This window comes from Micromonospora parva, assembly GCF_040649675.1.
Taxonomy (GTDB): Bacteria; Actinomycetota; Actinomycetes; order Mycobacteriales; family Micromonosporaceae; genus Micromonospora; species Micromonospora parva.
This window is the reverse complement of the sequence record NZ_JBEZFX010000002.1, coordinates 489,052-515,024: the sequence shown is the minus strand read 5'-3', so window position 1 is coordinate 515,024 and position 25,973 is coordinate 489,052. Positions and strand designations below refer to the sequence as shown.

Genomic DNA, 25,973 nt, shown 5'->3' with positions numbered 1-25,973 from the left:
GCAGCGGATATGCGGTGTCACGAAAAGCGACAAATTCCGTCGTTCAAGCCCTCAGCGGTGGCAAGAAACCGCCTCCGAACGCGGTTCGTGTTCCCTGCTCACCGGCCGTTACCGCGACGCGCCGCCCGGCAGGGCTGAGAATTGTCACTCTTCCGTGACACGACGCCGACTTGTCGCGTCGTGAGCCCCCTCCTAGCGTTAGCCCCGGCTCGGGCCCTCCCGGCTACCTCGGCGGGCAGCGCGCCGATCGACCCCCCTGGCGTCGGCCCCAAACACGCCGCCCCGACAATCGTGGTCGCGGGCACAACGAGAGCGGCGGAGGGCGGTGCGGGCGTGGTGCTGAACGGGCGGACGACTCGTACCCCGTGCCGTGCCCCGGTGCCGTTGGTCGGGCGGGGCCGCCCCGGGCGATACGTGGGCCGCGGATGACCGACGATCTGTCGGAGGTGGTGAGCGCCGCGCAGGCCGGAGACGAAGAGGCGTTCCGCTTCCTCTACCGCAGCCTCCAGCCCGGGCTGCTGCGGTACCTGACCGCCATCGTCGGGGCCGACGCCGAGGACGTCGCCTCCGAGACGTGGCTGCAGGTCTCCCGTGACCTGCCCGGCTTCACCGGGGGTGAGTTCCGGGCCTGGACGGTCACCATCGCCCGTAACCGCGCCATGGATCATCTCCGCCGGATGCGCCGCCGCCCCTCGCTCCCGGTCCCGGTGCAGGCGCTCGTCGATCTGGCCAGCGACGCGGACACCGCCGAGCGAGCCAGCGAGACGATCGGTACCGAGACCGCGCTCGCGCTGATCGCCACCCTGCCGCCCCGGGAGGCCGAAGCGGTCCTGTTGCGGGCCGTGATCGGCCTGGACGCGGGATCCGCCGGCCGGGTGCTGGGCCGCCGCGCCGGTGCCGTACGCACCGCCGCTCACCGGGGTCTACGACGGCTGGCGGTGCTGTTGGAGCGGCAGAGCCCGACCGGGTCGCCGGTCGCGAGCGAGGGGACGCAGCCGCGTGCGGGCAGCGGCCCCGCCCGGCGGGCACCGCAGGCCGAACCGGCGGACGGCTGACGTGAGGGGACTCCCGATGAACCCGTTCCGGCGGGCCGACCACGCCGACGCCGAGCGGCTGCTCGACGCGGCCCGCGCCCGGCTGGACACCGCGCCGGCCCAGCGTCACGCCGCCACGCCCGCGGACGCGACCGCGCCGGAGGCGTACGCCACCGGCCCGAACGTGCCCCCGGCCGAGCCGGTGGCCGCGTTGCTCGCCGCTGCTGCCGGGCCGGTCCGTGCGGGCGAGCTGGCCGGGGAGGAGGCCGCGCTGGCCGCGTTCCGGGCCGCCCGGGCCAACCCGGCCTCAGTCGCGCCGCAGCCGACCCGTCGTCGTCGGATCCGGACCGGCGTGGTGGCCTGGATCGGCGCGGTGGCCGCCACCGCAACCGCGGGGGCCGCCTTCGCCGCGGTCACCCGGGACCGGGCACCGGACCCCGTCGCGCCGGCCCCGTCGGGCTCGTCACCGTCGCCGCAGCCGGGCACGTCCCGGTCGGACGAGTCCGGTCGGTCGGTGGCCCCGGGTGTCCCGTCGCCGGGCACGTCGTCGTCCGTCACCGCCACGCCATCGGCCAGTCCCGCCCTCACCAACCAGCTGCCCGGACTGTGCCGTGCGTGGCGGGCCAAGAAGCCCGACCAGCGGGAGAGGGCACTGCGCTCGCCGGCCTTCCACCCGTTGGTGACCGCCGCGGGCGGCCCCGCCGACGTCGAGGCGTACTGCCAGCGCCTGGTGCCGGAGACGAAGCCGTCCGAGTCGGCGAAGGTCACCCCGTCCGAGTCGGCGAAGAGCAAGCCGTCCCCGGCGGCGAAAGCCCCACCGTCACCACCGCGGCCAGGCCATCCCACCGACGGCTGAACGGTAGGCGGCCGAGACGGTTTGGTTCCGCCCTGCGCCGGAAATTCGTCTGTTAGACAGAGATTGGCGGCACGCACACCCACCGACGGTGTCGGTGGGTGGGTTTACGGTGGCGCGAAGTGCCGAAACCGGCACACGGAGAGGGGGTCCGACCCGTGGTGACGTCACCCGACCTGGACCGCAGCATCATCCTGCGCGATTCCGCAGCCGCGGTCCGACACCTCGTCCGGATCTGTTTCAAGACCGGGCCGCCCACCCACACCGGCGTCGAACTGGAATGGACCGTGCACGACGCCGCCGATCCCGCCCGCCCCGTCGACGCGACGCGGCTGCGGACGGCGTTGGGGCGGCACACCCCCACCGCGCTGGATGCCGGCAGCCCGGCCGAGCCGCTGCGAAACGGCGGCACCGTCACCCTGGAGCCGGGTGGCCAGTTGGAGATCTCCACCCCGCCCCGCCCCTCGGTCGCCGCGCTGATCAGCGCCACCGAGGCCGATATCGCCCAGGTCACCGACCTGCTGGCCGCCGCCGGGCTGATCCTGGGCCGCAGCGGCATCGATCCCCACCGACGGCCCCGCCCGGTGGTGGAAACCCCCCGCTACCGCGCGATGCGCGACACCTTCGACCGTCGTGGCCCGGCCGGCCGCACGATGATGTACAGCACCGCCGGCCTGCAGGTCTGCCTCGACGCCGGTGAGGCGGACCAGGTCGGTGACCGCTGGGCAGCGGCCCACGCGGTCGGGCCGCCACTGCTCGCGGCGTTCGCCTCCGCCGCCCGACACGCCGGGCGTCGCACCGGTTGGGCCTCCGCCCGGATGGCCGCCTGGCTGGCCATCGACCCGGCCCGGACCCGCCCGGTCTGGTCACCCGCCGGCGCCGCTGACGATCCGATCGACGCCTGGGTCAGCTATGTGCTCGCCGCACCGCTGCTGTGCCTGCGTCGGCGTGACGCCGACTGGGCCGCGCCGCCCGGCGTGACGTTCGCCGACTGGCTCGACGGCGCGTTGCCGCAGTCGCCCACCACCGATGACCTCGACTACCACGTCAGCACGCTCTTCCCGCCGGTGCGGCCGCGCGGCTACCTGGAGTTGCGCTACCTGGACGCCCAGCCCGACCGGGACTGGCGGCTGCCGTTGGCGGTGCTGACCGCCCTGTTCGACGACCCGGGCACCGTGCGCGAGGCGTCCGCGATCGCCATGCCGGTGGCGCACCGCTGGTCGGCGGCCGCCCGGCACGGTCTGGCCGACCCGGCGCTGGCCGCCGTCGCGGCGGCCCTGCTCGACCTGGCCCTGACCGCCCTACCCCGACTGGAGCTGCCGGCCAGCACCCACGACGAGATCCAACAAGGGGTACGCCGACGGCTGGCTGCCGCAGAGAGGAGAGACCAGTGAGCGCGAGGAGTGAGCCGGGGTTGCGAGCCTCGCAGTCGCGAACGGAGGGCGGCTCGGTGAGCGCGAGGAGTGAGCCGGGGTTGCGAGCCTCGCAGTCGCGAACGGAGGGCGGTGTTCACGGGGAGCGGTTGCGCGACCGCATCGCGGCGGAGTTGGCGCGGGCGCGTGCCCGTACCACCTTGTTGACCGAGGTGGTCGACGAGCGCGACCTGATGCACCAGCACTCACCGCTGATGTCACCGCTGGTCTGGGACCTGGCCCACGTGGGCAACCAGGAGGAGCTCTGGTTGGTCCGGGACGTCGGGGGCCGGGAGCCGGTCCGGTGTGACATCGACGAGTTGTACGACGCGTTCAAGCAGCCACGTCGGGACCGCCCCGCGTTGCCCCTGTTGCCGCCCGCGGAGGCGCGCGCCTATCTGGCCACCGTTCGGGACAAGGTGCACGACCTGCTCGACGCGGTGGCCTTCACCGAGCGGCCGCTGGTCGCCGACGGGTTCGCGTTCGGCATGATCGTGCAGCACGAGCAGCAGCACGACGAGACCATGCTCGCCACCCACCAGCTGCGTTCGGGGCCGGCGGTGCTGCACGCTCCGCCGCCGCCGGAGCCGTCGGCGCGGGTCGGCGGGGAGGTGCTGGTGCCGGCGGGTGAGTTCATCATGGGCACCGACACTGATCCGTGGGCGTTGGACAACGAGCGCCCGGCGCACCGGGTGGACCTCCCGGCGTACGCCATCGACGCCGCGCCGGTGACCAACGGCCAGTACGCGGCCTTCATCGCCGACGGCGGCTACACCGAGCGGCGTTGGTGGAGCCCGGCGGGTTGGGAGCATCGGGTTCGCGAGCAGCTCAGCGCGCCGATGCACTGGCGCCGCGACGGCGACGACTGGTCGTACCGGCGCTTTGGTCGGTGGGATCGGGTTCGCGCCGACGAGCCGGTGGTGCATGTGTGCTGGTACGAGGCGCAGGCGTACGCGGCGTGGGCCGGCAAGCGGTTGCCGACCGAGGCGGAGTGGGAGAAGGCCGCCCGGTGGGATCCGGCGACCGGGCGGTCCCGTCGTTACCCCTGGGGGGACGACGACCCGACCCAGGTGCACGCCAACCTCGACCAGCGTCATCTGTGGCCGGCGCCGGTGGGCGCGTACCCGGCGGGTGCGTCGCCGTTGGGTGTGCACCAACTCATCGGCGATGTCTGGGAGTGGACCTCGACGACGTTCGACGGGCACCCGGGGTTCGCCGCGTTTCCGTACCGCGAGTACTCGGAGGTCTTCTTCGGCGGCGACTACCGGGTGCTGCGCGGTGGCTCGTTCGGCACCGACCGCTCTGCCTGTCGGGGCACCTTCCGTAACTGGGACTATCCGATCCGCCGGCAGATCTTCAGCGGTTTCCGCTGCGCCCGGGACGTGCGACCGGACGAGTCGTACCGGTGAGTGGCCGCACGACCGGTGGCCCGGCGGCGGGCCGTGGGCGCTGATGTGCCGCCACCTGGCCTACCTGGGGCCGCCGGTGACCCTCGCCGAACTGTTGTTCGAGCCGCCGTACTCGTTGGTGCGGCAGTCCTGGGCGCCGCGCGACATGCGCGGCGGCGGCACGATCAATGCCGACGGGTTCGGTGTCGGCTGGTATCCGGGTGAGGGTGAGCCGGTGCGGTACCGGCGGGCGCAGCCGATCTGGAGCGACCCGACCATCGCGCAGTTGGCCGCGGTGACGCGCAGCGGCGCGGTGCTGGCGGCGGTGCGCTCGGCCACGGTGGGGATGGCGGTGCTCGACGGCGCGGCGGCGCCGTTCGCCGAGGGGCGCTGGCTGTTCAGCCACAACGGTGTGGTCCGCGGCTGGCCGGACGCCGTGGTGCCGCTCGCCACCGGTCTGCCGGTGCGTGACCTGCTCACCCTGGACGCGGCCACCGACTCGGCGCTGCTCTGGGCGTTGGTGCGGCATCGGTTGCGCGCCGGCGTCGACCCGGTGGAGGCGGTCGGGCGGACGGTGACCGACGTCGCCGCCGCCGCTGCCGGGTCGCGGCTCAACCTGCTGCTCACCGACGGGCACCGGGTGGTGGCCAGCGTGGCGGGGCACGCGTTGTCGGTCCGCGAGTCGCCGGGTTCGGTGCTGCTCGCCTCGGAGCCGCATGACGACGATCCCGGGTGGCGGCCGGTGCCGGAGGGGCACCTCGTCGTCGCCACCGCGGGCGAGGTGCGGGTACGTCCACTGCCGGCTGCGGTGCGCCGCGCCGGGCACACACGCAACGGTTGATCGAGCAGAGGAGCGAACCGATGACAGCCGAACCCCTGGAGATCTACCTCGAAGAGGGTGACCTGGAGCGGGGCCTGCGTGACGACGTTCGGGCCGGGCTGAGCGCCGGGAGGAAGTGGCTGCCGCCGAAGTGGTTCTACGACGCGCGGGGGAGCGAGCTGTTCGAGGAGATCACCCGACTTCCGGAGTACTACCCGACCCGGGCCGAGCGGGCGGTGCTGGCCGCGCACGCTGCCGACATCGCGGCGCTGACCGGGGCGAAGACGCTCATCGAGTTGGGTTCCGGTTCGTCGGAGAAGACCCGGCTGCTGTTGGACGCGTTCACCCGCCAGGGTGGGCTGGGCACGTTCGTTCCGCTGGACGTGTCGGTCAGTGCCCTGCGCGGGTCCACCGCCGAGATCGCCGCCGACTATCCCCGCCTGCGGGTCCGGGGCATCGTCGGGGACTTCACCCGGCAACTGGACCGGCTGCCCACCGGCGGTCGGCGGTTGGTGGTGTTCCTCGGCGGCACCATCGGCAACCTGTTGCCCGCCGAGCGGGCCGAGTTCCTCACGGCGATGCGCGCGGCGCTGGAGGTCGGCGACTGGCTGTTGCTCGGTACGGACCTGGTGAAGGACCCGTCGGTGATCGTGCCGGCGTACGACGACGCCGCCGGGGTCACCGCCGAGTTCAACCGCAACGTGCTGCACGTGATCAACCGCGAGTTGGGCGCCGACTTCGACCCGGGCGCGTTCGAGCACGTCGCGGTCTGGGATTCCGACAATGAGTGGATCGAGATGCGGTTGCGGGCGACCCGGCCGATGAACGTGCGGGTGCTGGGGCTGACCGTCGACTTCGCGGCGGGGGAGGAGCTGCGGACCGAGGTCTCGGCGAAGTTCCGCCGGGAGGGGATCGCCGCCGAGTTGACCGCGGCCGGCTTCGGCACGGCGGAGTTCTGGACCGACCCGGACGCGCTCTTCGGCGTCACGCTGGCGCGGGCGCGGTGAGCCTGTTCACCCGACCCGGTCGGGCCGGAGGGTGATCCGCTAGGCTGACCACGCGAAGGGGAGTAGCCCCCAATGTCGTGGTCGACATACTGGTGCGTTCCGCATCCGGCCACGCGGCCCCGGTTCTCCCGGGGCGGGCGAGACCTTCGACTCAGGCTGTTGCAGCCGGGTCGAGGGCGCCCCTGTACCTCCTCCCGGCGTGAACGGGAAGGACGTCATGGAGGGATTCTTCGCCGCGCTGGTCGTCAGCTTCGGCGTCATCTTCGTCGCCGAGCTGGGGGACAAGTCCCAGCTGATGGCGCTGACCTTCGCCACGCGGTTCAAACCGATCCCGGTGCTGATCGGCATCACGGTGGCGACAGCTGTGGTGCACCTGGCGTCGGTCGCCATCGGCGCGGGTCTCGGGGCGGTGCTGCCCACCGAGTGGATCTCCCTGGTGGCCGGCGTGGCGTTCCTCGGGTTCGGTGCGTGGACGCTACGCGGGGACAAGCTCACCGAGGAGGAGAAGCGCAAGGCCGAGAAGACCAACAAGACCGCGCTGGTGGCGGTGTCGGTGGCGTTCTTCCTCGCCGAGCTGGGCGACAAGACGATGCTGGCCACGATCACGCTCGCCACCAAGTACGGCTGGTTCGGTGTCTGGCTCGGCTCGACGATCGGCATGGTGGCCGCGGACGCGCTGGCCATCCTGGTCGGCCGGATGCTCGGTCGGCGGCTGCCGGAGAAGACCATCAAGTACGGCGCCGCGATCCTCTTCGCCATCTCCGGTCTCTGGCTGATCCTGGAGGCGGTGAACGAGCTGACCTGAGCGCCGACTAGCTGCCCCGTGGGCGGGTAACGGCCCGGGGTGGACCCGGCCGAGTTGTTGCGCCAGGGCGACCAGGTGCTGGTTGCGGTGGTGGAGGTGGCCGGCGCGCTGGTGATCTTCGTTGGCGCGGTGTGGGCGGCGGTGCGGTTCGTGGTCGAGGGGCTGCGACACCGCACCGCCGCCCGCTTCACGCCGATCCGACTCTCGCTGGGTCGGTTTCTGACCCTCGGCCTGGAGTTCCAGCTGGCGGCCGACGTGCTGCGCACGGCGGTGTCCCCGTCGTTCGCGCAGATCGGCCAACTGGCCGCGATCGCGACGATCCGAACGGCGTTGAACTACTTCCTGGGCCGGGAGATCCGCCAGGAGCAGCGTCAGGTGGCTGAGGGCGAGCAGCGGCGGTGACGGGCGTCCTGGTCACAGCGGTCACCGCGCTGGCGCTGGTCGCTGGCGTGGTCACCGCGCTCAGCGCCCGCGCGCTGCGCAGCGGCGTGCGCGTCCTGCTGGACCTGCTCACCGCGGCCGGCCTGCTGCGGCTCGCCGGTGATCCGGGTTGGAACGGGCTGGCCGGCGCGGTGGCGATCATCGCCCTGCGTCAGCTGCTCGGGGCGGCGCTGAGCAGGCCAGCACCGTGGTCCGGCCGACAATCCCCGGCCCGCTGCGCCGACGACGATCACCACCTACCGTTGGCGTCGACAGGTGAAATCGGTAAATCGGGAGGATGACCAGATGGGTCGGCACGACGAACCGAACGAGTACGGCTTCGCCGGCGGTGCCACCGCTCCGGAGCCGCAGCCCGGCGGGAAGCCCGACGAGCAGGACCGCGCCGAGGCGGTGGCGGTGCCGGGCGACGACCTCACCGGGCCGACCGCCGAAGCGTTGGCCGAGGAGACCGAGGACCTGCCCCCCGCCGACCGTCGCCACTGAGCGCCGGCCCCGGGCCGCCGGCGCGGCGACGAGCCCATGCTCGTCAGGCCGCGCCGTGCGCACCCCGGGGCGGGCGGTTCAGTGGGCGTCGGGGTGCTGGTAGACGTCGGGTACGCCATCCCCGTCGGCGTCCATCCGCTCGCGTTGCGCCACCCTCCGGTACGTCGCGTTGCGGCGGCTGAGCACCGTGGCGGCCAGCCCGGCGGAGATCACCGAGCCGAGCAGTACGGCGACCTTGACCCGATCGTCGGCGGTGCTGCCCGCCCCGAAGGCCAGGTCGCCGATGAGCAGCGAGACGGTGAACCCGACGCCGGCCAGCAGGGCGATCCCGAGCAGGTCGGTCCAGGTGATGTCCTCGTCGAGTTCGGCGCGGGTGAACCGCGCCAGCAGGTACGTCGACCCGAAGATGCCGATGCTCTTGCCGAACACCAGCCCGGCGACGATGGCGATCACGATCGGGTCGCGCAACAGGGCACCCAGGTCGGTGCCGCGCACTGTGACCCCGGCGGCGAACAGGGCGAAGATCGGCACCGCGAGGCCGGCCGACACCGGCCGCCAGCGATGCTCCAGGCGCGCGGCGAGGCCACCCTGGTCCGCTCCCGCGTCGGCGGTGGCCGGCTGGCCGCCGCCGCGCGGTCGGCGGGCGAGCACCGGGACGGTGAAGCCGAGCAGGACGCCGGCCACCGTGGCGTGCACGCCCGAGGCGTGCATCAGGGTCCAGGCGGCGACCGCGAGGGGGATCAGTGCCCACCACCAGGTACGCCCCCGCTGCACCAGCACCGCGAAGAGCGCGATCGGCGCCAACGCGGCGAGCAGCGCGAGAGGTTGGAAGTCGGCGGTGTAGAAGATCGCGATGATGGTGATCGCGAACAGGTCGTCGACCACCGCGAGGGTGAGCAGGAATGCGCGCAGGCCCTGCGGCAGATGTGAGCTGACCACGGCGAGCACGGCGAGCGCGAAAGCGATGTCGGTGGCGGTCGGAATGGCCCATCCGCGCAGGCCGTCGCCGCCCGCGCTCAGCACCACCGCCACGTAGATCAGCGCCGGCAGCAGCATTCCGCCGAGTGCGGCCGCCACCGGCAGCGCGGCCCGGCGCGGGTCGCGCAGTTCCCCGGCGACGAACTCCCGTTTGAGTTCCAGGCCCACCACGAAGAAGAAGATGGCCAGCAGGCCGTCCGCCGCCCAGGTGGCCACGTCCAGGTCGAGGTGCCAGGGGGCGCCCGGCCAGGGCACGGCATGGCTGAGCCGGGTGTACGAGTCGGACCACGGGGAGTTGGCCCAGATCAGCGCGAGCACGGCGCCGGCCAGCAGCAGCGCGCCACCGACGGTTTCGGTGCGGAGCACGTCGGCCAGGTGCCGGGCCTCCGGCCAGGACGACCGGGAGAACAGCCGGGTCTTCGGCGGGCGCGGCCCCGATGGCGGGGTGTGGGAGGTCATCTGCGGGCTCACCTAGGGGAGTCGGGACGGCAAAAATCCACTCGCCGACCAGGCTTCCCGGCACACCGTTGTCAACCCTATCCGGCGCCTCGGGCGGGGCGACGGCCGGGCCGATCGGCTGCCGTCCGATCGGCCGGCGACTTTTCCCGGTTGTCGCCGCTGCCGAATGGGTGTTTGTCGGGTTGGTCAAGCGGGCGCGCATCACGTCACCGGAAAATGCATAACTCCGGACATAAGCCGTATGAGCCGCTTTAATGGTTTCACGAGTTTAGAGACGACCTTGGGGGTTTTCGTGAAGTTCTTTGGCGTAACCGGACCGACACGGAGGCGCTCCTGATGGACCTGCTCCGCCAATTGCGCCATGTGCGTCGGCACTGGTGGGTCGCACTGGTCACAGTCATGGTGGCCCTCGGCGTCTCGGCGTTCGTGACCGTACGGGCCCAACCCCGGTACGTCGCCTCGGTGACCTTCTTCGTCACCACCCCCAACTCGGGCGTCACCGACGCCTACCAGGGCGGGCTCTTCCTGCAACAGCGCGTCAAGTCGTACGCCGACCTGCTCAGCAGCGACCGGCTGGCGCAGAGCGTGGTGGCCGAAACTCCGGTCGGCCTCACCGCCGACGAGGTGCAGCGCCGGGTGAGCACCTCCACCGAGACCGGCACCGTCCTGCTGCGGGCATCGGTCACCGACACCGACCAGACCCGCGCGTTGCGGGTGACGGAGAGCCTCGCCAGCAAGTTCGTCGAACTCGTCCAGAAGGTCGAGACGACGCCGGAGGGCAAGGCACCCATCAAGATCGAGGTGGTGAGTGGCCCGCGGGTCAGCGCCAACCCCGTCTCGCCGCAACCGGTGCGCAACCTCACCCTCGGTGGTCTGATCGGCCTGATCCTCGGCATCGGCCTGGCGATCCTGCGCGGCGTCGCCGACGTCCGACTGCGCGACGCCGCCGGACTGCAACGCGCCACCGGCAGCCCGCTGCTCGGTGAGATCCCGTTCGAGGCCAACGCCCGCAGCGCCCCGCTCATCGTGGGCGACGCCGCGACCTCGGCGCGGGCCGAGGCGGTCCGCAAGCTGCGCACCAACTTGCGTTTCGTGGACGTCCACGAGCCGGCCCGGGTCATCGCGGTGACCAGCGCCCTGCAGGGCGAGGGCAAGACCACGCTCTCCTGCAACCTGGCCATCGCGCTGGCCGAGGCGGGCTGGCGGGTGCTGCTGGTCGACGCGGATCTGCGCCGACCGAAGGTCGACGACTACCTGGGCCTCGACGCCGGCGTCGGCCTCACCGACGTGCTGGTGGGCGACGTGAAGGTGGGCGACGTCGTGCAGCGCTGGGGAGACAAGTCGCTGTTGGTGCTGCCCAGCGGGTCCGCCCCGCCGAATCCGAGCGAGCTGCTCGGCTCGAAGGCCATGTCGGACCTGCTGCTGGCGCTGCGCGAGTCGGCGGACATCGTGATCATCGACACCGCGCCGCTGCTCGCCGTGACCGACGGCGTGGTGGTGGCCGTGCAGGCCGATGGCGCGCTGTTGGTGACCCAGCAGGGCCGTACCTCACGCACCCAGGTCGCCGCGGCGGCCCGGTCACTGCACTCGGTTTCGGTCCGGCTGCTCGGCTGTGTGCTGAACATGGCCAAGGTGGCCAAGGCTGAGGCTTACCAGTACGAGGCCTACCGGGTGGTCGCCTCGGCGACCGGAGCCTCGGTGCCGGCCGACCGGGCCGCGTCCGGCCGGCACAGCGAGACCATCACCGGGGTCAACGGCGTCGCCGACCACACCCAGGAACTCACCCGGCTGCCCCGATGAGCGCGGCGAGGGGTCGCAGCGACCGTTCGATCTCCTCGGCGCAGAGTCGGAAGTCGGCGGCGGTGCCGCCGATCGGGTCCCGAAGGTCGTCCGCGTCCGGGGCGGCCGGTTGCAGCCGGCCCCGGGCCTGGGCGGCGGCGGCGATCGCCGCCCGCAGCGGGTCGTCGGCCGACCCGGCGGGCGGCTCGGCCGCGGCGGCCAGCCGTCCGAACTGGCGCAGCGTGAACGTCCGGTGCAGCGCTCCCGGCGCCAACGCGGTGCAGACCGAGCGTTGGCGCCGGGTCGCGGTCAGCACGAGCGTCGCGTCGACCAGGTACTCGGGGCGCAGCACCCGGGTCCGGAACGCCGCCGGGTCCGCGCCGCTCTCGGTCGCGACCTCCATGGCGTACGGGTGCATGGCCAACCCGTCGATCGCGTCGGTGCCGGCGCTGGCCACCTCGACGGGTCGGTCGGTCAGCAGCCGACGGGCCAGGTACTCGGCCATTGGCGACCGGCACAGGTTGGCGTGGCAGACGAACAACACGCGATCAGGCATCGGTGCCCCTCTCATCGGTGCGGACGCGGGCGCGCACACCGCGAGGGCGGTGCGTCGACGCCGGTGGCCGCGCAAGGAGGGGTTGTCGGCATCGTACGCGGGCCGCACGCCCACCGGCTGTGCTGCCGCGCCGGCCGACGTCGATCCGCCGCGGACGGGGGTGAACCGGTGAAGATCGGCATCCTGTCGTACCACTTTCCGCCCGAGCCGGCGTTCATCCCTGGGAGCCTCGCCGAGGAGTTGGCCGCGCGGGGGCACGAGGTACGGGTCCTGACCGGCTTTCCGGACTACCCCGGCGGGCACGTCTATCCGGGCTGGCGGCAGCGGTGGTACCACGAGACGCACAGCCAACGGCTCAGTGTCCGACGGGTGCCCCGCTACCCCGGGGGCGCCGCGTCGGTCGGGGGCCGGATGGCCAGCTACCTCTCCTTCGCCGGCAGCGCGGGCCTGGTCGCCCGCCGGTTCCTCGGCGATATCGACGCGCTCTACGTCTTCCAGCTGCCGGCGACGACGTTCGCCGCCGCCGGGGTGCTCCGGTTGCTGGGCCGGGTGCCGGCGGTGCTGCACGTGCAGGACGTCTGGGCTCGCGACGGCGTCGACGAGCGGGGCGAGGGGCGCTGGGCGGCGCGGCTGGGCGCCACGATGACCCGGCTCTACCGGACCGCGGCGCGCATCGCGGTCGCCGCGCCGTCGATGCGGGACCTGGTGGTCGCCGCCGGCGCCGACCCGGACCGGGTCCGGATGGTGCTGAACTGGACCGACGAGCGGATCTTCCATCCGGCGACGCCCGGCGCGGCGGCCCGCCAACTGGTCCGCCGCGACGGTCGGTGCGTGGTGATGCACGCCGGGACCATCGGGGCGCGGCAGGGGTTGGAAACGGCGGTCCGGGCGGCTGCGGCGCTGGACCGGACGATGGATCTGGTCCTGGTCGGTTCGGGTGCGCAGGAGCGGCGGGTGCGGGGGCTCGCCGCCGAGCTGGGCGCGGAGAACGTGCGCTTCCTGGAGCGGCGCTCGCCGGTCGACATGCCCGAGCTGTACGCCGCCGCCGACTACCAGCTGGTCATGTTGCGTGACCTTCCGGAGCTGCGCGGCACCGTGCCCGGCAAGCTCCAGGCCGCGCTCTCCTGTGCCGCGCCGGTGATCGCGTCGGCCGGTGGGGACACCGCCGAGCTGGTCGAGCGGGCGCGGGCCGGGTTGTCCTGCCCGCCGGAGGACTGGGCGGCGCTGGCCGACCGGTTCTGGTTGGCCGCCACCATTCCGCCGCCGACCCGTACCGAGATGGGTCGTCGAGGGCGGGCCGCGTACCTGCGGGAGATGGCGCTGCCCGCCGGCGTGGACCAGATCGAACGGCTGTTGCACGAGGCGGCCGGGCGGGTCGCGCCCAGCCAGCCGGTACGTGCGAAGAAGACTCATTAAAAGGGCAACAACCGTGATAAGGGTACGAAATTCCCTAAGGCGTGCTAAGAACGTCAGGGAATCGACCTTCTGTCCGGTTCCGTGAACAGGAGTGTGGTGTGACGGTGAGCGATCGACCGACCCGGCGACGGAGCCGGTCCCGGCGTCGTCGGCGTGCCCGACTGCGCCGGGCCCTTCTCGGCGTCCTGGTAGTCGGCTCGCTGCTGCTGGCGACCGGCGGATGGATCGGCTTCCGCGGTTGGCAGGCGCGCGCCCACCTGCTCAACGCCGCCGGGCTGGCCCGGGAGCTGAGCGCCCAGGTGGTCGGTGGGGACAGTGCCCGGGCGCTGCGGACCCTCGCCGCGCTCCAGGAGCAGGCCGGTGCGGCCCGCGCCGCGACCACCGACCCGAGCTGGCAACTCGGCCGCCGTACGCCGATCGCCGGCGACGACCTCGACGCCGTCCGCCGGATCGCCATCGCCATCGACGACCTGGCCCGGCAGGCGTTCCCGACCCTGCTCCGCACGGACCTGACCAGCCTGGTGCCGACCGGCGGCCGGCTGGACCTGGCCCGGCTCACCACCGTTTCCGCCGAGCTGACCCGGGTGAACGAGTCGGTGCAGCGGACCCGCCGGGATCTGGCCGCGGTGCCCGCCGACCGGCTGGTCAGCCAGATTCGGCAGGCGCTGACCGACCTGCGTGACGAGATCGGCCGGCTGGCCAGCCTCACCACGGCCGCCGACCAGGGAGCCCGTCTGTTGCCGCCGCTGCTCGGCGCGAACGGCCCTCGTCGCTACCTGCTCGTCTCGCAGAACCTCGCCGAACTCCGCGCGACCGGCGGCATGTTCGGCGCGTACGCGATGATCGAGGCCGAGAACGGCGCAGTGAAGATGGGCAAGCAGGGCAGCAGCGCCTCGCTCGGTCGGTTCGTCCCGGCGTTGAAGGTGCCCACCGAAACCCGCGCCCTCTGGACCGACCTGCCCGGCATCTACCCCGCCGACGTCAACCTGTCTCCGCACTTCCCGACCGCCGCCACGCTGTACCGCGAGATGTTCCGCCGCAAGACCGGCACCACAGTCGACGGCGTGCTCGCCGTCGACCCGGTGGTGCTGTCCTATCTGCTCAAGGCGACCGGCCCGGTACTCGTGCCCGGTGGTGTGCCGCTCGCCAGCGAGAAGGTCGTGCAGACGCTGCTCAACGACAGCTACCAGCGGCTGGACCTGAAACAGCAGGACGAGTTCTTCGCGGCGTCGGCGGCAGCGGTCTTCGACGCCTTCTTCAAGAAGAATGTCAACCCGAAGGTGTTGTTGTCCGCATTTGACCGTGCTATCACGGAACGCCGGATATTGTTCTGGAGTGCCCGACCTGAGGAGCAGCGGACATTCGGCGACAGCCGGATGGCCGGAACGCTCCCGGAGCAGGACACCGTGCCAACTGTCGGCGTGTTCCTCAACGACGGCAGCGGCGCGAAGCTCGGCTACTACCTGCGGCCGACGGCGAACCTGACGGTCGGCGAATGCCGGCCCGACGGCCGCCGCGAGCTCCGGCTGCGGGTGACCCTCCGCTCGACGGCGCCGAAGTCCGGACTCACCGAGTCGGTCCTCGGCCTCGGCCTGGCAGGCGATCCGTACACCGCACGCACGTTGGTGTCGATCTTCAGCCCGGCCGGTGGAGCGGTGCTCGAGGCCCGGCTCGACGGGGTCGAGACGGCACTTGGCAGCGGCACCGAACGCCGCCGCCAGGTGGCGACGGCCAGCGTGGACGTCGGCCCCGGTGCCGAACGGGCGCTGGAGGTCACCGTGCTGACCGCCAAGACCGGCGTCGGGCAGGCCGAGCTGTGGCTGACCCCCACCGCCAGCCCCTGGACCACCCAAGTTCATTCCGCACCAAGCTGTGACCAGTAGGAGGGAACCAATCATGCGGCTATCCCGCATCATCATGGCGCTCACGGTCGGCCTGGCCGTGGTGGCCGTGCCGACGGCAGCGGGGGCGGCACAGCCGCAGCCGACGCCCAGCGCGACCACTGACCCGCCCCAGCCGCCGCCGTACCCGCCGGCAGCCGCTTCGCTGACCGTCAACCGGCCGACGATCTTCCTCGGCGAGACGGTGTTGTTGACCGGCACCGGCTTCGGCCCGAACGAGACGGTCGACATCTCCGTGACGGTGACCCCGCTGGCCGCACCGGCCGGCGGTCAGGCTCCGGCTCGCCGGAGCGACGGCAGCACCGTGGCCATGACCCCGGTGGCGTACCAGGCGAGCGCGCCCCTGAACTTCACGGCGTTCACCAACGCCCAGGGTCGCTTCACCAAGAGCTACAAGCCGTCGGTGACCGGTCTGCTGACCTTCACCGCCACCGGTCGGGAGTCCGGCCGGACCGCCAGCACCGAGCTGCGGGTGTTGCACAAGAAGCAGCCGCTGCCCGTCACGGGTGACAGCCTCGGCACACCCATGAAGCTCGGCGGCGGCCTGGTCGGCGCCGGAGCGGTCATGCTCCTGCTGACCCTGGCCTGGCGTCGCCGCCAGCGCTTCGGTGGTGCGGCGCACTGATCAACCCCACCGGGCTGCGCCCGGATCGCACGGAAGCTGGCGCCCGTCGGAACACTCCGACGGGCGCCAGCCCGTCCAGAAAGACCCGCCACCTGGTACGGCTCCCGACCTCCGCGTTGTCCGGCGCGACTCCCGACCTCGGCCTCGTCTGGTGCGGGTCGTGCCCTCGGCCGGGTCTAGTGCGGGTCGTGCCCTCGGCCGGGTCTGGTGCGGGTCGTGATCTCGGCCTGGTCTGGTGCGGGTCGTGACTTCGGCCTGGTCTGGTGCGGGTCGTGAACTCTGCGCCGCCAGGTACGGCTCCCGGCGAGACGGGAGGCTGTCCGCCGGGGAGGCGCGGATGATGGCGTTCTGCCCCAAGGGGCGGCGTGTCCGCTTTGCACCAGGCCGACCGTGCCGCCCGGCTCGCCGGGCGGGTCGTTCCCGATGGTCACCGCCGCCGACGTTGATGCCGTCGTCCGATGCGTGATCGACTCGGGTTTCATGAAGTCGGGGTGTCCCGACGTCCCGGATGCCCCGGTTTCCGTGAACCCGAGTGGATCACGGGCGTGCGGGCCGGTTCGGCGCCGCGGGGGCCGTTGTCGTGTGGGTGGTGTGTCGGGTTGTGAGGTGTTTGTGGTGGTGGTCGGGGGCACCCGCGGGCGGGAATCGTGGCCGGGCCGGGGTCGTTACACACCCTGACGATCGCAGCAGCACCTCCCGCCGCCCGGTCTTCGCGGGCGCGGGATCCGAGGTCCGGCAGGGTGGAATGCCCGCCGCCACCCGGTCGTTATGGTCCCCACGATCGACCGCAGGCACCGCCGTGATGGGGGTGCCGACAGGTTGGGCCAGCCCGGAATGACCCCGGCCCCCCGGTCGTTATGGTCCCCACGATCGACCGCAGGCACCGCTGTGATGGGGGTGTCGGCAGGTTGGGCCACCGGGGAATGACCCCGGCCGCCCGGTCGTTGTGATCCCCACGATCGACCGCAGGCACCGCCTCCCCGTGGGTGACGGGATGGGCCACCCCGGAATGACCCCGGCCCCCCGGTCGTTACACCTGGACCCCGGCGCCACGAGCCCCGCGCCCGTGAAGTCGCCGACCGACGCCCCTAAAGGCGTCACCCCCCAAACTTTCCCCGTTTGTTTGTGCAACGCCGGACGAGGTGCTCACACCCCGCCGCCGTTCCCCCCTTTGGCGGTTCGGGTGTTCCTACCCCCGAAGGAGCTACCCCCATGAACACGATCTTCCGTAAGAGCATGCTGTCCGTTGCTGGTCTCGCGTTCGCCGGTGGTGTCTTCGCCGGCCCGATCGCCGCCCACGCCAACCCGGCCGTGGACACCAAGCCCACCGCCGTGGCGGTGCAGGCGGCGAAGCCGCAGGGCGAGCAGTCGCACATCACCCTCAACGACGAGCAGACGGCCAACGTCAAGGCGATCATCGCGGCCACGAAGAAGGCCGGCCTGCCCGAGCGCGGCGCGGTCATCTCCATCGCGACGAGCCTGCAGGAGTCCAAGCTGGAAAACCTCGGCCACCTCGGCGACGCCAACGATCACGACTCGCTGGGCCTGTTCCAGCAGCGCCCGTCCAGTGGTTGGGGTACCCCGGAGCAGATCACCGACCCCGAGTACTCCACGACCGCGTTCCTCAAGGGCCTCAAGCAGGTCGACGGGTGGCAGGACATGCCACTGACCGACGCCGCGCAGACGGTGCAGGTCTCGGCATACCCGGACGCCTACGCCCAGTGGGAGCAGCAGGCCACCGACCTCGTCGCCCAGCACTGGAACAGCTGACCACCAGCACACCCGCACCACCGAACAGCAACACCACCACCGCACCACCGCACCACCGCACGACTCTGACCGCTGGCCGGCACCCGCAACCCGGGGTGCCGGCCAGCGGCGTACCCCGGTCAGTTCTTGTGGTTGTGGTTGCGCCAGATGTCGATCAGCGCGGCGATCAGCGCGAGCACGATGATGCCGGTAGCCAGCATGAGGGACTGTTCGAAGGCGGTGGTCCAGTCGCCGCGGCTGTCGGCCAACGACGAGAAGAACAGTGAGCCGACGGCGGCGATGCCGGCCGCCGCGCCGATCCGCTGACCGGTCTGGAGCATGCCCGCGCCGCTGCCCGCCTGACCTACCGGCACTTCGGAGAGGGTGATCGTCTGGTTGGGGGCGATCACGAGTCCGCTGCCGATGCCGGCGACGAGCAGCGGGCCGGCGGTGACCCACGGTGCCGGGGCGTGCGGCGCGAGGTGCAGCGCGATGACCGTCGCGGCCAGCCCGACCACCACGGTGAGCAGGCCGATGGCGACCAGTGGTCGGCCGAAGCGGTTGACGATGCGGCCACCGAGTACGGCGGCGGCGGCCGAACCCAGGGCGAAGGGGGTGATGGCCAGGCCGGCGACGAGGGCGCTGTAGCCGAGACCCATCTGCAGGAACAGGGTGAAGATGAAGAAGATCGCGGTGAACCCGCCGAAGTAGACGAGCGCCAGGATCGAGCCCAGGGTGTAGGCCTGGAGGTTGAACAGTCGAAGGTCGAACAGGGGTTGGTTGCGGCGCGCGTACCGTCGCTCCCAGAGCCCGAAGGCGACCAGCACCGCCAGGCCGGCCGGGATGAGCGCCCACTTCCAGGGGGTGCGCCACTGCTGTTCCTGCACCAGTGGCAGCAGGACCAGCACCACGCCGATGCCGAGCAGCAGGACGCCGACGGGGTCGAGTCGACGCCAGCCGGGTTGACCGGTGGGCCGACCGGGCAGCAACCGCCAGCCGAGGATCACCGCGAGAACACCGACGGGCACGTTGACGAAGAAGACCCAGCGCCAGCCGTGCTCCTCGCCGCCGACGGCGATGAGCAACCCGCCGAGTAGCGGCCCGACGGCGGTGGAGATGCCGATGGTGGCGCCGAGCAGCCCGAACGGGCGGGCGCGTTCGGGCCCCCGGAACAGCTGCTGGATCAGCCCGATGACCTGCGGGTTGACGACGCCGGCCGCGGCGCCCTGCAGCAGTCGGGTGATGACCAGCCAGGTGGGGGAGGTGGCGAGGCCGGCGAGCGCGCTGGTGATGGTGAACAGCGCGATGCCGAAGACGAACGCGTTGCGCCGCCCGCGGGCGTCGCCGAAGCGGCCGGCGGGCACCAGCGCCAGGCCGAAGGTGAGCGCGTACCCGGAGAGAACCCACTGCAGGTCGCTCGGTGAGGCGTGCAACGCCCGGTCGATGGACGGCACCGCGACGTTGACGATGCTCACGTCGAGCAGGGTCATGAACGCGGCGACGAGTCCGACGCCGACGGCCTGCCAGCGTCGTCGGTTCTCGGCCGGGGTGACCGGCTGCGGCGGCTGCGCCGCGTTCATCGTGCCCCCCGTCGGCCCTTGGTCACGCATGGTTGACCGCTACCCGGGTCGGCGGGGGGCGAACCGTGCCGGCTGGTTCCGTGGGTCACGCCATCTGGCGGGCGCAGAACCGGGGGCCGAAGTCGAGGCCGGCCATCGGTGAGTCCTCGCGGTGCAGCAGGCCCTTCTCGGTGAGCAGGTGCAGGGGGCTGCTCACCTGTTCCTCGGTGAGTCCGGATTCCTCGGCGATCAGGTCCGGGTAGGGCACCTGCCCGCGTGCCTCAAGGGTGGTGACCGCCTGGTACACCCGTTGCTCGGCCTCCGACAGTGGCACCTGCTGCATGGTTCCTCCTTCGCTCGGCCGCCACTGCGGTGGCGGTTGCCGTGCGCCGGTTACCCCCTCGGTGACCGAAGATGCGCACCCGATCGGGCGGTCGCGACGGCGGGCGGGTCGGCCGGTCGCGCGTCGGTGGTGCCCTAGGCTGCTTCCGTGATCGTTTGGGACCTCGTCGTTGTCGGCGCTGGCCCCGCCGGGCTGTCCGCGGCGCACGCCGCCGCCCGTGCGGGCGTTTCCACACTTGTTGTCGAGCGGGCCGCGCACCCGCGGTACAAGACCTGCGGTGGTGGTCTGATCGGCACCTCGCTGGCGGCTGTCGAGGGTCGGATCGAGGTGCCCGCGCACGACCGGGTGGACCGGGTGACGTTCACCCGCGACGGCGGTCGGGAGTTCACTCGCCGCAACGACAGTCCGGTGGTGACGATGGTGCGCCGCGAGGAGTTCGACGACCGGCTGCGGGCCGCAGCGGTCGCCGCCGGGGCCGAGATGCGGGAGCGGGTCGCGGTCCGCGCTATCGAGCAGGACCCTGATGGGGTACGCCTGCGGCTGGCCGACGGTACGACGATCGCGGCTCGTGCCGTGATCGGGGCGGACGGCTCGTCGGGGGTGACCGGCCGGCATGTCGGGGTTCGGTACCGGCAGGTGGATCTGGGTCTGGAGGTGGAGCTTCCGGTGCCGCCCGTCGAGCAGGAGCGGTGGCGGGGTCGGCTGCTGCTGGACTGGGGTGCCATGCCGGGCTCGTACGCCTGGGTCTTTCCCAAGGGTGACCGGCTGACCGTCGGTGTGATCGCCGGTCGCGGCGCGGGGGAGGGGACCCGTGACTACCTGCGGCGGTTCGTCGACCGGTTGGGCCTGACCGGGTTGCCGGCGGAGCACGACTCCGGTCACCTGACCCGGTGCCGTGCGGAGGATTCACCGTTGCGCAACGGCCGGGTGCTGGTCGTGGGGGACGCGGCGGGGCTGTTGGAGCCGTGGAGCCGGGAGGGCATCAGCTTCGCGTTGCGGTCCGGTGCGTTGGCCGGGGCGGCGGTCGCGGGCGGTGATCTGGCGGGGTACGAGCGGGCGGTGGCCGAGCGTCTGCTGCCGGAGATGCGGGCGGGGTTCCGGCTGCTCGACGTGTTCACCCGTCGCCCGGATGTGTTCCACGCCCTGTTGGCGACCCCGCCGGGCTGGCGGATGTTCGTGCAGTTCTGCCAGGGGCGGGCGAGCTTCGACGAGATGCTGCGCCGCCGCCCCATCCGGGCAGCCCTCGCGGTGCTGGATCGGTTACCCGCCCCCCGCCGGGCACCCGCTATTCACCCAGGATCCTAGGATGCCCTACGCGACGTGCGCCCCGCCACTGGTGTCCAACGGGCTGGGCGTCGGACAATCGCAGGGGAGTCAGGAGGTGCCGATGACCGAGCAGCCGTTCACCGACGACGAGTACGCGTTCCTGCGCCACGTACGGTTCGGGCAGTTGCCGCTCGCCGCCCGCCCCGATCAGCGGGTCGAGCTGACCGAAACCGAGTCACGAAGCGATCGGCCCGACGTGTGGGACGACCCGGTCCACTGGGACCTGCGCCACGCCGGCTGACAACGCACGACGGGCCGCGGGTGTCGCCACCCACGGCCCGTCGATGCTGCGCTGAGGTCAGAAGACCGGCACGCCCTCGCGTACCAGCCGCCAGTTGGGCTGGAAGAAGTCGGCCGGGTCGATCGTCCCCTTGGCCTGCGCCCAGTCGATGAGCAGCTGGCGGATCTCCTGCTGCGCGTTGTAGACCTGGGTCTTCACGATGCCGGGGAAGTTGCCGCCGCCGCTGCGCCGGTAGTTGTTCACCGCCACCACGAACTGGGCGTTGTCGGCCACCGGCGTGTCGGTGCCGGCCAGCACCAGGCGGGTGATGCGCTGCCCGACCGGCTTGGAGATGTCGATGTCGTAGTCGACGCCGGAGAAGACGTCGTAGTTGTAGTCCGGCACGGCCGGGTCACTGATCTGCTCCGGGTCGACCGGCGCGCCCGGCGCCAGGGTGCGGAAGTACTTCGCCGAGTACTCCAGGTACGCGCGCACCTCGGCCCCGCTGAGCACCACCGCCTCGAGGGTGTTGTCGTACACGTACAGGCCGGCCACGTCGCGAATCTTGACGTCGCCGGCGGGGAAGACGGCCGTGCGGCTGAACGGCGCCGCGATCGACAGCACCGGCAGGTCCGCGTACGCGGTGCCGGCCAGCGCCGCGCCGACCACCTCGGTCTGCACGTGGTTGATGAAGTCCAGGATGGGCGTGTCCTTGTACCGCGACTCGGCCGCCGACAGCTCCACCGTCGACTGCGCGACCACCTGGTTGACGTACGCGATGGTCTTCTGGTGTTGGGCCCGCACGGCGGCGAGCACCTTCGGGTCCTCGACCACCGTGTTGGTGTTCAGCATGGTGGCGGCCTTCTTGGTGATCGTCCACCGACCACGCTCGCGGGCCAGGGTGAAGTCCATGCGGGTGAGCCGCTGGCCCCACTTCGACGGCTCGGAGAGCAGCACCTGCGCGCCGGTTTGCTCGTTGGTGACGAACCGCTCGACCACCTCGTTGTGCGCGTGGCCGAAGAGGATCGCGTCGATTCCCGGCACCTGCTGGGCGATCAGCGCCACCGGGTTCTCGTTCGGCAGCTCCGGGCCGTAGCTGGAGGTGCCGCTGTCACCGCCGTGCGCGGAGATCAGCACCAGGTCCGCGCCGCGGGCCCGCATGATCGGCACCCACTTCGCGGCGGTCGCGATCATGTCGTCGAAGCGCAGCTTGCCCTCGACGTTGCCCTTGTCCCAGATGGCCACGCCGGGGTTGGTCAGCCCCAGGATGCCGACGCGCAGGGTCGGCGCGGCGAAACCGAGGGAGACCTTCTTGATGACGTACGGCAGGAAGGCCGGCTTGCCGGTCTTCGCGTTGACGGCGTTCGCGGCGAGCGCGGGGAAGCCGAGCTGGCGGATCCACAGGTCCAGCAGCGGCAGACCGTAGTTGAACTCGTGGTTGCCCAGGGTCACCGCGTCGTAGTCGATGACGTTCATCGCCCGGGCCATCGGGTGCTTCTCCCCGGTGGCGGTGATCGGCTCCTGCTTGGCGTAGTACGTCGCGAGGGGCGTGCCCTGAATCGTGTCGCCGGCGTCGAGCACGAGCGTCGCCTTGCCGCGCCGCTCCCGACGGATCTGGTTGATCAGGGTCGCCAGCTTCGCAACACCGATGTCGTTCTGCTTGCTGTCGTCGTACTCGGCGTCGCGGTAGTAATCCCAGTTGTAGACGTTGCCGTGCGTGTCCGACGTGCCCAGGAGGGTGAGGTCCCAGGTGCGCGGCCGGGCCGGGCCGGCCGCCTGCGCGGGCGCGGCGGCGATCAGCGGGGTGGTCGCCGCCGCCGCCGCGGCGACGAGCACCTGGCGGCGCGACGGGCCGGATCCAGAGGTCATGACGTGCCTTTCCATGGGGGTGGACGCGCCTCGTGAGCGCCTTGCGCACCATAACCAGCAGCTGACACTCCCGCCACGCCAGCCCCGGCAGCTGCAACGGTTTCCGCAGGCCGACCCGGGGTAGGGCGGTCGGGGACGAGATTTCGCGGGAGAGCCCCCGCCTCCCACGCGACGCGAGGAGACATCGGTGAGCGAGGACCAGCACACCCAGCAGGACCCGACCAGCCAGTACGGCCAGCAGTCCGGCCAACCCGCACAGCAGCAGTCGGCGCCGGGCGCGACCGCGGAGATGACCCCCAAGCCGGACCACGGGGAGGAGTCGTACCGGGGCAGCGGCAAACTCGACGGCAAGCGGGCACTGATCACCGGCGGTGACTCCGGGATCGGCCGGGCGGTCGCGATCGCCTTCGCCCGGGAGGGCGCGGACGTCCTCATCTCCTACCTTGGCGAGGAGGAGGACGCCGACGCCCGGGAGACCGTCCGGCTGATCGAGGCCGCCGGGCGCCGAGGCATCGCGGTACGTGGCGACATCACCGACGAGGCGCACTGCCAGGAACTGGTCGACCGGGCGGTGCGGGACCTGGGTGGCCTCGACATCCTGGTCAACAACGCGGCGTACCAGATGTCGCAGGACAAGGGCATCCTCGGGATCAGCACCGAGCAGTTCGACCGGGTGTTCAAGACCAACCTGTACGCGATGTTCTGGCTCTGCAAGGCCGCCATCCCGCACCTGGCCGAAGGGGCGGCGATCATCAACACGTCGTCGATCCAGGCGTTCGACCCGTCGCCGCAGTTGCTGGACTACGCCACCACGAAGGCGGGGATCGCCAACTTCACCAAGGCCCTCGCCGCCGACCTGGCCGAGCAGGGCATCCGGGTCAACGCTGTCGCTCCCGGTCCGGTGTGGACGCCGCTGATCCCGGCCACCATGCCGAAGGAGAAGGTGGAACAGTTCGGCACCGACACCCCCGAGGGACGCCCCGGGCAGCCGGCCGAGCTGGCACCCGCGTACGTCTTCTTCGCCTCGCAGGAGTCGAGCTACGTCACCGGCGAGATCCTGGGCGTCACCGGCGGTCGACCGACCAAGTGATGACCCACCCGGGTGGGCGTCGTGCGGGCGCCCACCCGGCGCTGTGGTGTGCCGGGGCCACCGGCCGTGCTGGCTCAGTGCCCCGCACGCTCCCGCGAACCGGCTCATCGGGCGTGGTCGGGTGGTGCGCACCGGTGGTGCGGTGCGGTCGGGCGTGGGGTTAACGCGGCCAGCTGGCGAAGCGTTGTCGGATCTCGGCGACGTCGGCGGCGCCCAGGCCGTACCGGCCGAAGCGCTGGTCGGAGAGCCGGTCCAGGTAGCGGCCGGCGGCGCGGACGTCGTCCGGGTCCAGCGCGGGATCGACCTGACGGGCCAGCACCAACAGCTCGGTAACGTCATAGTGGTCGAGAGCCGCGGCCACGTCGATGAAGTCGCGAACCTCCCGCCGGTTGACCAACGCCGCGATCTTGTTCGCCACCAGGTCACGGACGTCCATCACCGGGCCGAGGTCCATCACCACCGGGCTCTGCTGGCGGTCCAACCGGGCCAGGCTGAGCCGGATCTGCCGTCCGTCGCGGCTCACCACGAAGTCCTTCATGTCCTGCTCGTACCCGTCGAACAGCTCGGCCAGCTCACTGTCCGGGTCGGCGTCAGTGACGAGGAACCCGGCCCGCTCCAGAGCCACGCGCACCCCGGCGGACGCCGCCGCCGCGGCACCCTCCACGTCCGCGAAGAGGTCGACGTCCTCCGTCGGTCGGGCGACCAGACCGTGCGCCGCCCACGCCACCCCACCACCCAGCACGAACCGGTACGGCCCGGCGGCGGACAGCGCCACCCGGGCCACCTCCCGGTAGAACTCGTGCAGATGCGGTTCGGTCACGCCGTACGCAGGCCGCGGTGCCGGCTCTCCCACGCCTGGCGTACGCCCCGAGGCAGGTTGAGCAGTCGCCACACCCGGCGCAACGTCCGCCCGTTGATCAGAGAACGCAGATCCTCGGCGCGGGTGGTCTCGCGAAGCACGTTCTCGTACATCCAGAGCAACTGGTCGGGGTCGCCGAGGTCGAAGGTGCGCTCGGCGTTCCACATCAGCCGCACCGGCAGTTCCACCACACCCCGAGTGGGACCGGCCAGCTCGGCGAGCGTCCGCGCCACCACAGCGGGACGACCCGGGCGGGCCAGAAACGCCACGCCGGTCGCGGTGGGGGAGACGGCCTGCATGGTGTCAGGGTAACGCCCACCCGGGCCGGTGTCGCTCAGGCTGATCCCATCGCGCTATCGCAGACGAACCCACCCGACCTTGTTAGCCGCGATGTTTGTCCGGTTATGCGCCAGTCGAGGTCGTCAGACGATGCGTGATCGACTCGGGTTTCATGAAGTCGGGGTGTCCTGGCGTCCCGGATGCTGCGGTTTCCGTGAACCCGAGTGGATCACGGGCGTGCGGGCGGTTCGGTGCCGTGGGGCCGTTGTCGTGTGGGTGGTGTGTCGGGTTGTGGGTGTTTGTGGGTGGTGGCCGGGGGCACGCGTAGGCGGGAATCGTGGCCGGGCCGGGGTCGTTACACACCCTGACGATCGCAGCAGGACCTCCCGCCGCCCGGTCTTCACGGGTGCGGGATCCGGGGTCCGGCAGGGTGGAATGCCCGCCGGCACCCGGTCGTTATGGTCCCCACGATCGACCGCAGGCACCGCTGTGATGGGGGTGTCGGCAGGTTGGGCCACCGGGGAATGACCCCGGCCCCCCGGTCGTTGTGATCCCCACGATCGACCGCAGGCATCGCCTCCCCGTGGGTGCCGACGGGTTGGGCCACCCCCGGAATGACCCCGGCCCCCCGGTCGTTACACCTGGACCCCGGCGCCACGAGCCCCCGCGCCCGTGAAGTCGCCGACCCCTGAGACTTTTCCCGTTTGTTTGTGCAGCGCCGG

General features: G+C 71.8%; 25 protein-coding genes. 18 read left to right on the top strand and 7 right to left on the bottom strand.

Translation table 11 applies throughout. The features are described from left to right. Nucleotides 1-425 precede the first annotated feature (425 nt). From AB0C03_RS07640 to AB0C03_RS07595, 10 genes are all read left to right on the top strand, one after another. Nucleotides 426-1,055, top strand: coding sequence for an RNA polymerase sigma factor (locus tag AB0C03_RS07640; RefSeq protein ID WP_030338050.1), 630 nt, complete (start codon nucleotides 426-428; stop codon nucleotides 1,053-1,055). A 16-nt stretch (nucleotides 1,056-1,071) separates the two neighbouring features. Then, nucleotides 1,072-1,890 carry a hypothetical protein gene (locus AB0C03_RS07635; protein WP_051708910.1) on the top strand — a complete coding sequence of 273 codons (819 nt, stop codon included), beginning with the start codon at nucleotides 1,072-1,074 and terminating at the stop codon, nucleotides 1,888-1,890. Nucleotides 1,891-2,045: 155 nt separating this feature from the next. Next, complete coding sequence (gene egtA / locus AB0C03_RS07630; RefSeq protein ID WP_030338048.1) at nucleotides 2,046-3,281, top strand: ergothioneine biosynthesis glutamate--cysteine ligase EgtA; 1,236 nt, start codon at nucleotides 2,046-2,048, stop codon at nucleotides 3,279-3,281. An 80-nt stretch (nucleotides 3,282-3,361) separates the two neighbouring features. Continuing rightward, nucleotides 3,362-4,708, top strand: a complete 1,347-nt coding sequence (gene egtB, locus AB0C03_RS07625; protein ID WP_030338047.1) for an ergothioneine biosynthesis protein EgtB — start codon at nucleotides 3,362-3,364, stop codon at nucleotides 4,706-4,708. Nucleotides 4,709-4,751: 43 nt separating this feature from the next. Continuing rightward, complete coding sequence (gene egtC, locus AB0C03_RS07620) at nucleotides 4,752-5,528, top strand: ergothioneine biosynthesis protein EgtC (protein WP_030338046.1); 777 nt, start codon at nucleotides 4,752-4,754, stop codon at nucleotides 5,526-5,528. A 20-nt stretch (nucleotides 5,529-5,548) separates the two neighbouring features. After that, nucleotides 5,549-6,514, top strand: coding sequence for an L-histidine N(alpha)-methyltransferase (gene egtD, locus AB0C03_RS07615; protein WP_030338045.1), 966 nt, complete (start codon nucleotides 5,549-5,551; stop codon nucleotides 6,512-6,514). A 217-nt stretch (nucleotides 6,515-6,731) separates the two neighbouring features. Next, the gene (locus AB0C03_RS07610; RefSeq protein ID WP_030338044.1) at nucleotides 6,732-7,319 is read left to right on the top strand and encodes a TMEM165/GDT1 family protein; all 588 of its coding nucleotides are present in this window, start codon (nucleotides 6,732-6,734) and stop codon (nucleotides 7,317-7,319) included. A gap of 39 nt (nucleotides 7,320-7,358) precedes the next feature. Then, nucleotides 7,359-7,721, top strand: coding sequence for a DUF1622 domain-containing protein (locus AB0C03_RS07605; protein WP_051708909.1), 363 nt, complete (start codon nucleotides 7,359-7,361; stop codon nucleotides 7,719-7,721). Further along, on the top strand, nucleotides 7,718-8,041 hold the full coding sequence (locus tag AB0C03_RS07600) for a hypothetical protein (protein ID WP_156058029.1): 324 nt from the start codon (nucleotides 7,718-7,720) through the stop codon (nucleotides 8,039-8,041). The genes AB0C03_RS07605 and AB0C03_RS07600 overlap by 4 nt, the downstream gene beginning before the upstream one ends. 4 nt (nucleotides 8,042-8,045) lie before the next feature. Then, nucleotides 8,046-8,243 (top strand): hypothetical protein, encoded by a 198-nt coding sequence (locus AB0C03_RS07595; protein ID WP_030338041.1) that lies wholly within the window; start codon nucleotides 8,046-8,048, stop codon nucleotides 8,241-8,243. A 78-nt stretch (nucleotides 8,244-8,321) separates the two neighbouring features. On the opposite strand, the gene nhaA is transcribed toward AB0C03_RS07595, so the two are convergent. Continuing rightward, a complete protein-coding gene (gene nhaA / locus AB0C03_RS07590; RefSeq protein WP_030338040.1) occupies nucleotides 8,322-9,680 on the bottom strand; it encodes a Na+/H+ antiporter NhaA in 1,359 nt (452 codons plus the stop codon). A 336-nt stretch (nucleotides 9,681-10,016) separates the two neighbouring features. On the opposite strand from nhaA, the gene AB0C03_RS07585 reads away from it, so the two are divergent. Next, nucleotides 10,017-11,480 carry a tyrosine-protein kinase domain-containing protein gene (locus AB0C03_RS07585; protein WP_030338039.1) on the top strand — a complete coding sequence of 488 codons (1,464 nt, stop codon included), beginning with the start codon at nucleotides 10,017-10,019 and terminating at the stop codon, nucleotides 11,478-11,480. Here the strand turns inward: AB0C03_RS07585 and AB0C03_RS07580 are convergent. Beyond that, nucleotides 11,461-12,015 carry an arsenate reductase/protein-tyrosine-phosphatase family protein gene (locus AB0C03_RS07580; RefSeq protein ID WP_030338038.1) on the bottom strand — a complete coding sequence of 185 codons (555 nt, stop codon included), beginning with the start codon at nucleotides 12,013-12,015 and terminating at the stop codon, nucleotides 11,461-11,463. The genes AB0C03_RS07585 and AB0C03_RS07580 overlap by 20 nt on opposite strands. 168 nt (nucleotides 12,016-12,183) lie before the next feature. Between AB0C03_RS07580 and AB0C03_RS07575 the strand changes: the two genes are divergently transcribed. The 4 genes from AB0C03_RS07575 to AB0C03_RS07560 all read left to right on the top strand — a co-directional run bounded on the left by AB0C03_RS07575 (nucleotide 12,184) and on the right by AB0C03_RS07560 (nucleotide 17,727). Then, nucleotides 12,184-13,431 carry a glycosyltransferase family 4 protein gene (locus AB0C03_RS07575; protein WP_357635300.1) on the top strand — a complete coding sequence of 416 codons (1,248 nt, stop codon included), beginning with the start codon at nucleotides 12,184-12,186 and terminating at the stop codon, nucleotides 13,429-13,431. A 104-nt stretch (nucleotides 13,432-13,535) separates the two neighbouring features. Next, a complete protein-coding gene (locus AB0C03_RS07570) occupies nucleotides 13,536-15,314 on the top strand; it encodes a DUF4012 domain-containing protein (RefSeq protein ID WP_309140851.1) in 1,779 nt (592 codons plus the stop codon). A 13-nt stretch (nucleotides 15,315-15,327) separates the two neighbouring features. After that, nucleotides 15,328-15,957, top strand: coding sequence for a hypothetical protein (locus AB0C03_RS07565; protein WP_030338035.1), 630 nt, complete (start codon nucleotides 15,328-15,330; stop codon nucleotides 15,955-15,957). 1,212 nt (nucleotides 15,958-17,169) lie between these two features. Continuing rightward, on the top strand, nucleotides 17,170-17,727 hold the full coding sequence (locus tag AB0C03_RS07560; RefSeq protein ID WP_357635294.1) for a hypothetical protein: 558 nt from the start codon (nucleotides 17,170-17,172) through the stop codon (nucleotides 17,725-17,727). A gap of 119 nt (nucleotides 17,728-17,846) precedes the next feature. On the opposite strand, the gene AB0C03_RS07555 is transcribed toward AB0C03_RS07560, so the two are convergent. Both AB0C03_RS07555 and AB0C03_RS07550 read right to left on the bottom strand, forming a co-directional pair. Continuing rightward, complete coding sequence (locus AB0C03_RS07555; protein ID WP_357635292.1) at nucleotides 17,847-19,286, bottom strand: MFS transporter; 1,440 nt, start codon at nucleotides 19,284-19,286, stop codon at nucleotides 17,847-17,849. An 85-nt stretch (nucleotides 19,287-19,371) separates the two neighbouring features. Next, nucleotides 19,372-19,608, bottom strand: a complete 237-nt coding sequence (locus tag AB0C03_RS07550; RefSeq protein ID WP_030338032.1) for a hypothetical protein — start codon at nucleotides 19,606-19,608, stop codon at nucleotides 19,372-19,374. 147 nt (nucleotides 19,609-19,755) lie between these two features. Here AB0C03_RS07550 and AB0C03_RS07545 point away from each other — a divergent pair, with 147 nt between their 5' ends. Beyond that, nucleotides 19,756-20,913, top strand: a complete 1,158-nt coding sequence (locus AB0C03_RS07545; protein ID WP_357635288.1) for a geranylgeranyl reductase family protein — start codon at nucleotides 19,756-19,758, stop codon at nucleotides 20,911-20,913. A gap of 1 nt (nucleotide 20,914) precedes the next feature. Next, nucleotides 20,915-21,175 carry a hypothetical protein gene (locus AB0C03_RS07540; protein WP_245233798.1) on the top strand — a complete coding sequence of 87 codons (261 nt, stop codon included), beginning with the start codon at nucleotides 20,915-20,917 and terminating at the stop codon, nucleotides 21,173-21,175. A 57-nt stretch (nucleotides 21,176-21,232) separates the two neighbouring features. On the opposite strand, the gene AB0C03_RS07535 is transcribed toward AB0C03_RS07540, so the two are convergent. Beyond that, the gene (locus AB0C03_RS07535; protein WP_357635284.1) at nucleotides 21,233-23,023 is read right to left on the bottom strand and encodes a bifunctional metallophosphatase/5'-nucleotidase; all 1,791 of its coding nucleotides are present in this window, start codon (nucleotides 23,021-23,023) and stop codon (nucleotides 21,233-21,235) included. Between the two features lie 187 nt (nucleotides 23,024-23,210). On the opposite strand from AB0C03_RS07535, the gene AB0C03_RS07530 reads away from it, so the two are divergent. Then, the gene (locus AB0C03_RS07530; RefSeq protein ID WP_309140766.1) at nucleotides 23,211-24,113 is read left to right on the top strand and encodes an SDR family oxidoreductase; all 903 of its coding nucleotides are present in this window, start codon (nucleotides 23,211-23,213) and stop codon (nucleotides 24,111-24,113) included. Nucleotides 24,114-24,273: 160 nt separating this feature from the next. Here the strand turns inward: AB0C03_RS07530 and AB0C03_RS07525 are convergent, their stop codons facing one another. Next, a complete protein-coding gene (locus AB0C03_RS07525) occupies nucleotides 24,274-24,933 on the bottom strand; it encodes a nucleotidyl transferase AbiEii/AbiGii toxin family protein (RefSeq protein WP_357635280.1) in 660 nt (219 codons plus the stop codon). Continuing rightward, entirely contained in the window at nucleotides 24,930-25,271 is a 342-nt protein-coding gene (locus tag AB0C03_RS07520; protein ID WP_030338026.1) for a hypothetical protein, read from the bottom strand. Before AB0C03_RS07520 ends, AB0C03_RS07525 begins: the two co-directional genes overlap by 4 nt. Nucleotides 25,272-25,973: the final 702 nt, after the last annotated feature.

Excerpts from the sequence above, each read along its gene's own strand:
- AB0C03_RS07550 (WP_030338032.1), bottom strand. The coding sequence starts at position 19,608 with ATGCAGCAGGTGCCACTGTCGGAGGCCGAGCAACGGGTGTACCAGGCG.
- AB0C03_RS07610 (WP_030338044.1), top strand. The coding sequence starts at position 6,732 with ATGGAGGGATTCTTCGCCGCGCTGGTCGTCAGCTTCGGCGTCATCTTC.
- AB0C03_RS07520 (WP_030338026.1), bottom strand. The coding sequence starts at position 25,271 with ATGCAGGCCGTCTCCCCCACCGCGACCGGCGTGGCGTTTCTGGCCCGC.
- nhaA (WP_030338040.1), bottom strand. The coding sequence starts at position 9,680 with ATGACCTCCCACACCCCGCCATCGGGGCCGCGCCCGCCGAAGACCCGG.
- AB0C03_RS07555 (WP_357635292.1), bottom strand. The coding sequence starts at position 19,286 with ATGAACGCGGCGCAGCCGCCGCAGCCGGTCACCCCGGCCGAGAACCGA.
- egtC (WP_030338046.1), top strand. The coding sequence starts at position 4,752 with ATGTGCCGCCACCTGGCCTACCTGGGGCCGCCGGTGACCCTCGCCGAA.
- AB0C03_RS07640 (WP_030338050.1), top strand. The coding sequence starts at position 426 with ATGACCGACGATCTGTCGGAGGTGGTGAGCGCCGCGCAGGCCGGAGAC.
- AB0C03_RS07535 (WP_357635284.1), bottom strand. The coding sequence starts at position 23,023 with ATGACCTCTGGATCCGGCCCGTCGCGCCGCCAGGTGCTCGTCGCCGCG.
- AB0C03_RS07565 (WP_030338035.1), top strand. The coding sequence starts at position 15,328 with ATGCGGCTATCCCGCATCATCATGGCGCTCACGGTCGGCCTGGCCGTG.
- egtD (WP_030338045.1), top strand. The coding sequence starts at position 5,549 with ATGACAGCCGAACCCCTGGAGATCTACCTCGAAGAGGGTGACCTGGAG.
- AB0C03_RS07580 (WP_030338038.1), bottom strand. The coding sequence starts at position 12,015 with ATGCCTGATCGCGTGTTGTTCGTCTGCCACGCCAACCTGTGCCGGTCG.
- AB0C03_RS07585 (WP_030338039.1), top strand. The coding sequence starts at position 10,017 with ATGGACCTGCTCCGCCAATTGCGCCATGTGCGTCGGCACTGGTGGGTC.
- AB0C03_RS07635 (WP_051708910.1), top strand. The coding sequence starts at position 1,072 with ATGAACCCGTTCCGGCGGGCCGACCACGCCGACGCCGAGCGGCTGCTC.
- AB0C03_RS07540 (WP_245233798.1), top strand. The coding sequence starts at position 20,915 with ATGCCCTACGCGACGTGCGCCCCGCCACTGGTGTCCAACGGGCTGGGC.
- AB0C03_RS07560 (WP_357635294.1), top strand. The coding sequence starts at position 17,170 with ATGAACACGATCTTCCGTAAGAGCATGCTGTCCGTTGCTGGTCTCGCG.
- AB0C03_RS07595 (WP_030338041.1), top strand. The coding sequence starts at position 8,046 with ATGGGTCGGCACGACGAACCGAACGAGTACGGCTTCGCCGGCGGTGCC.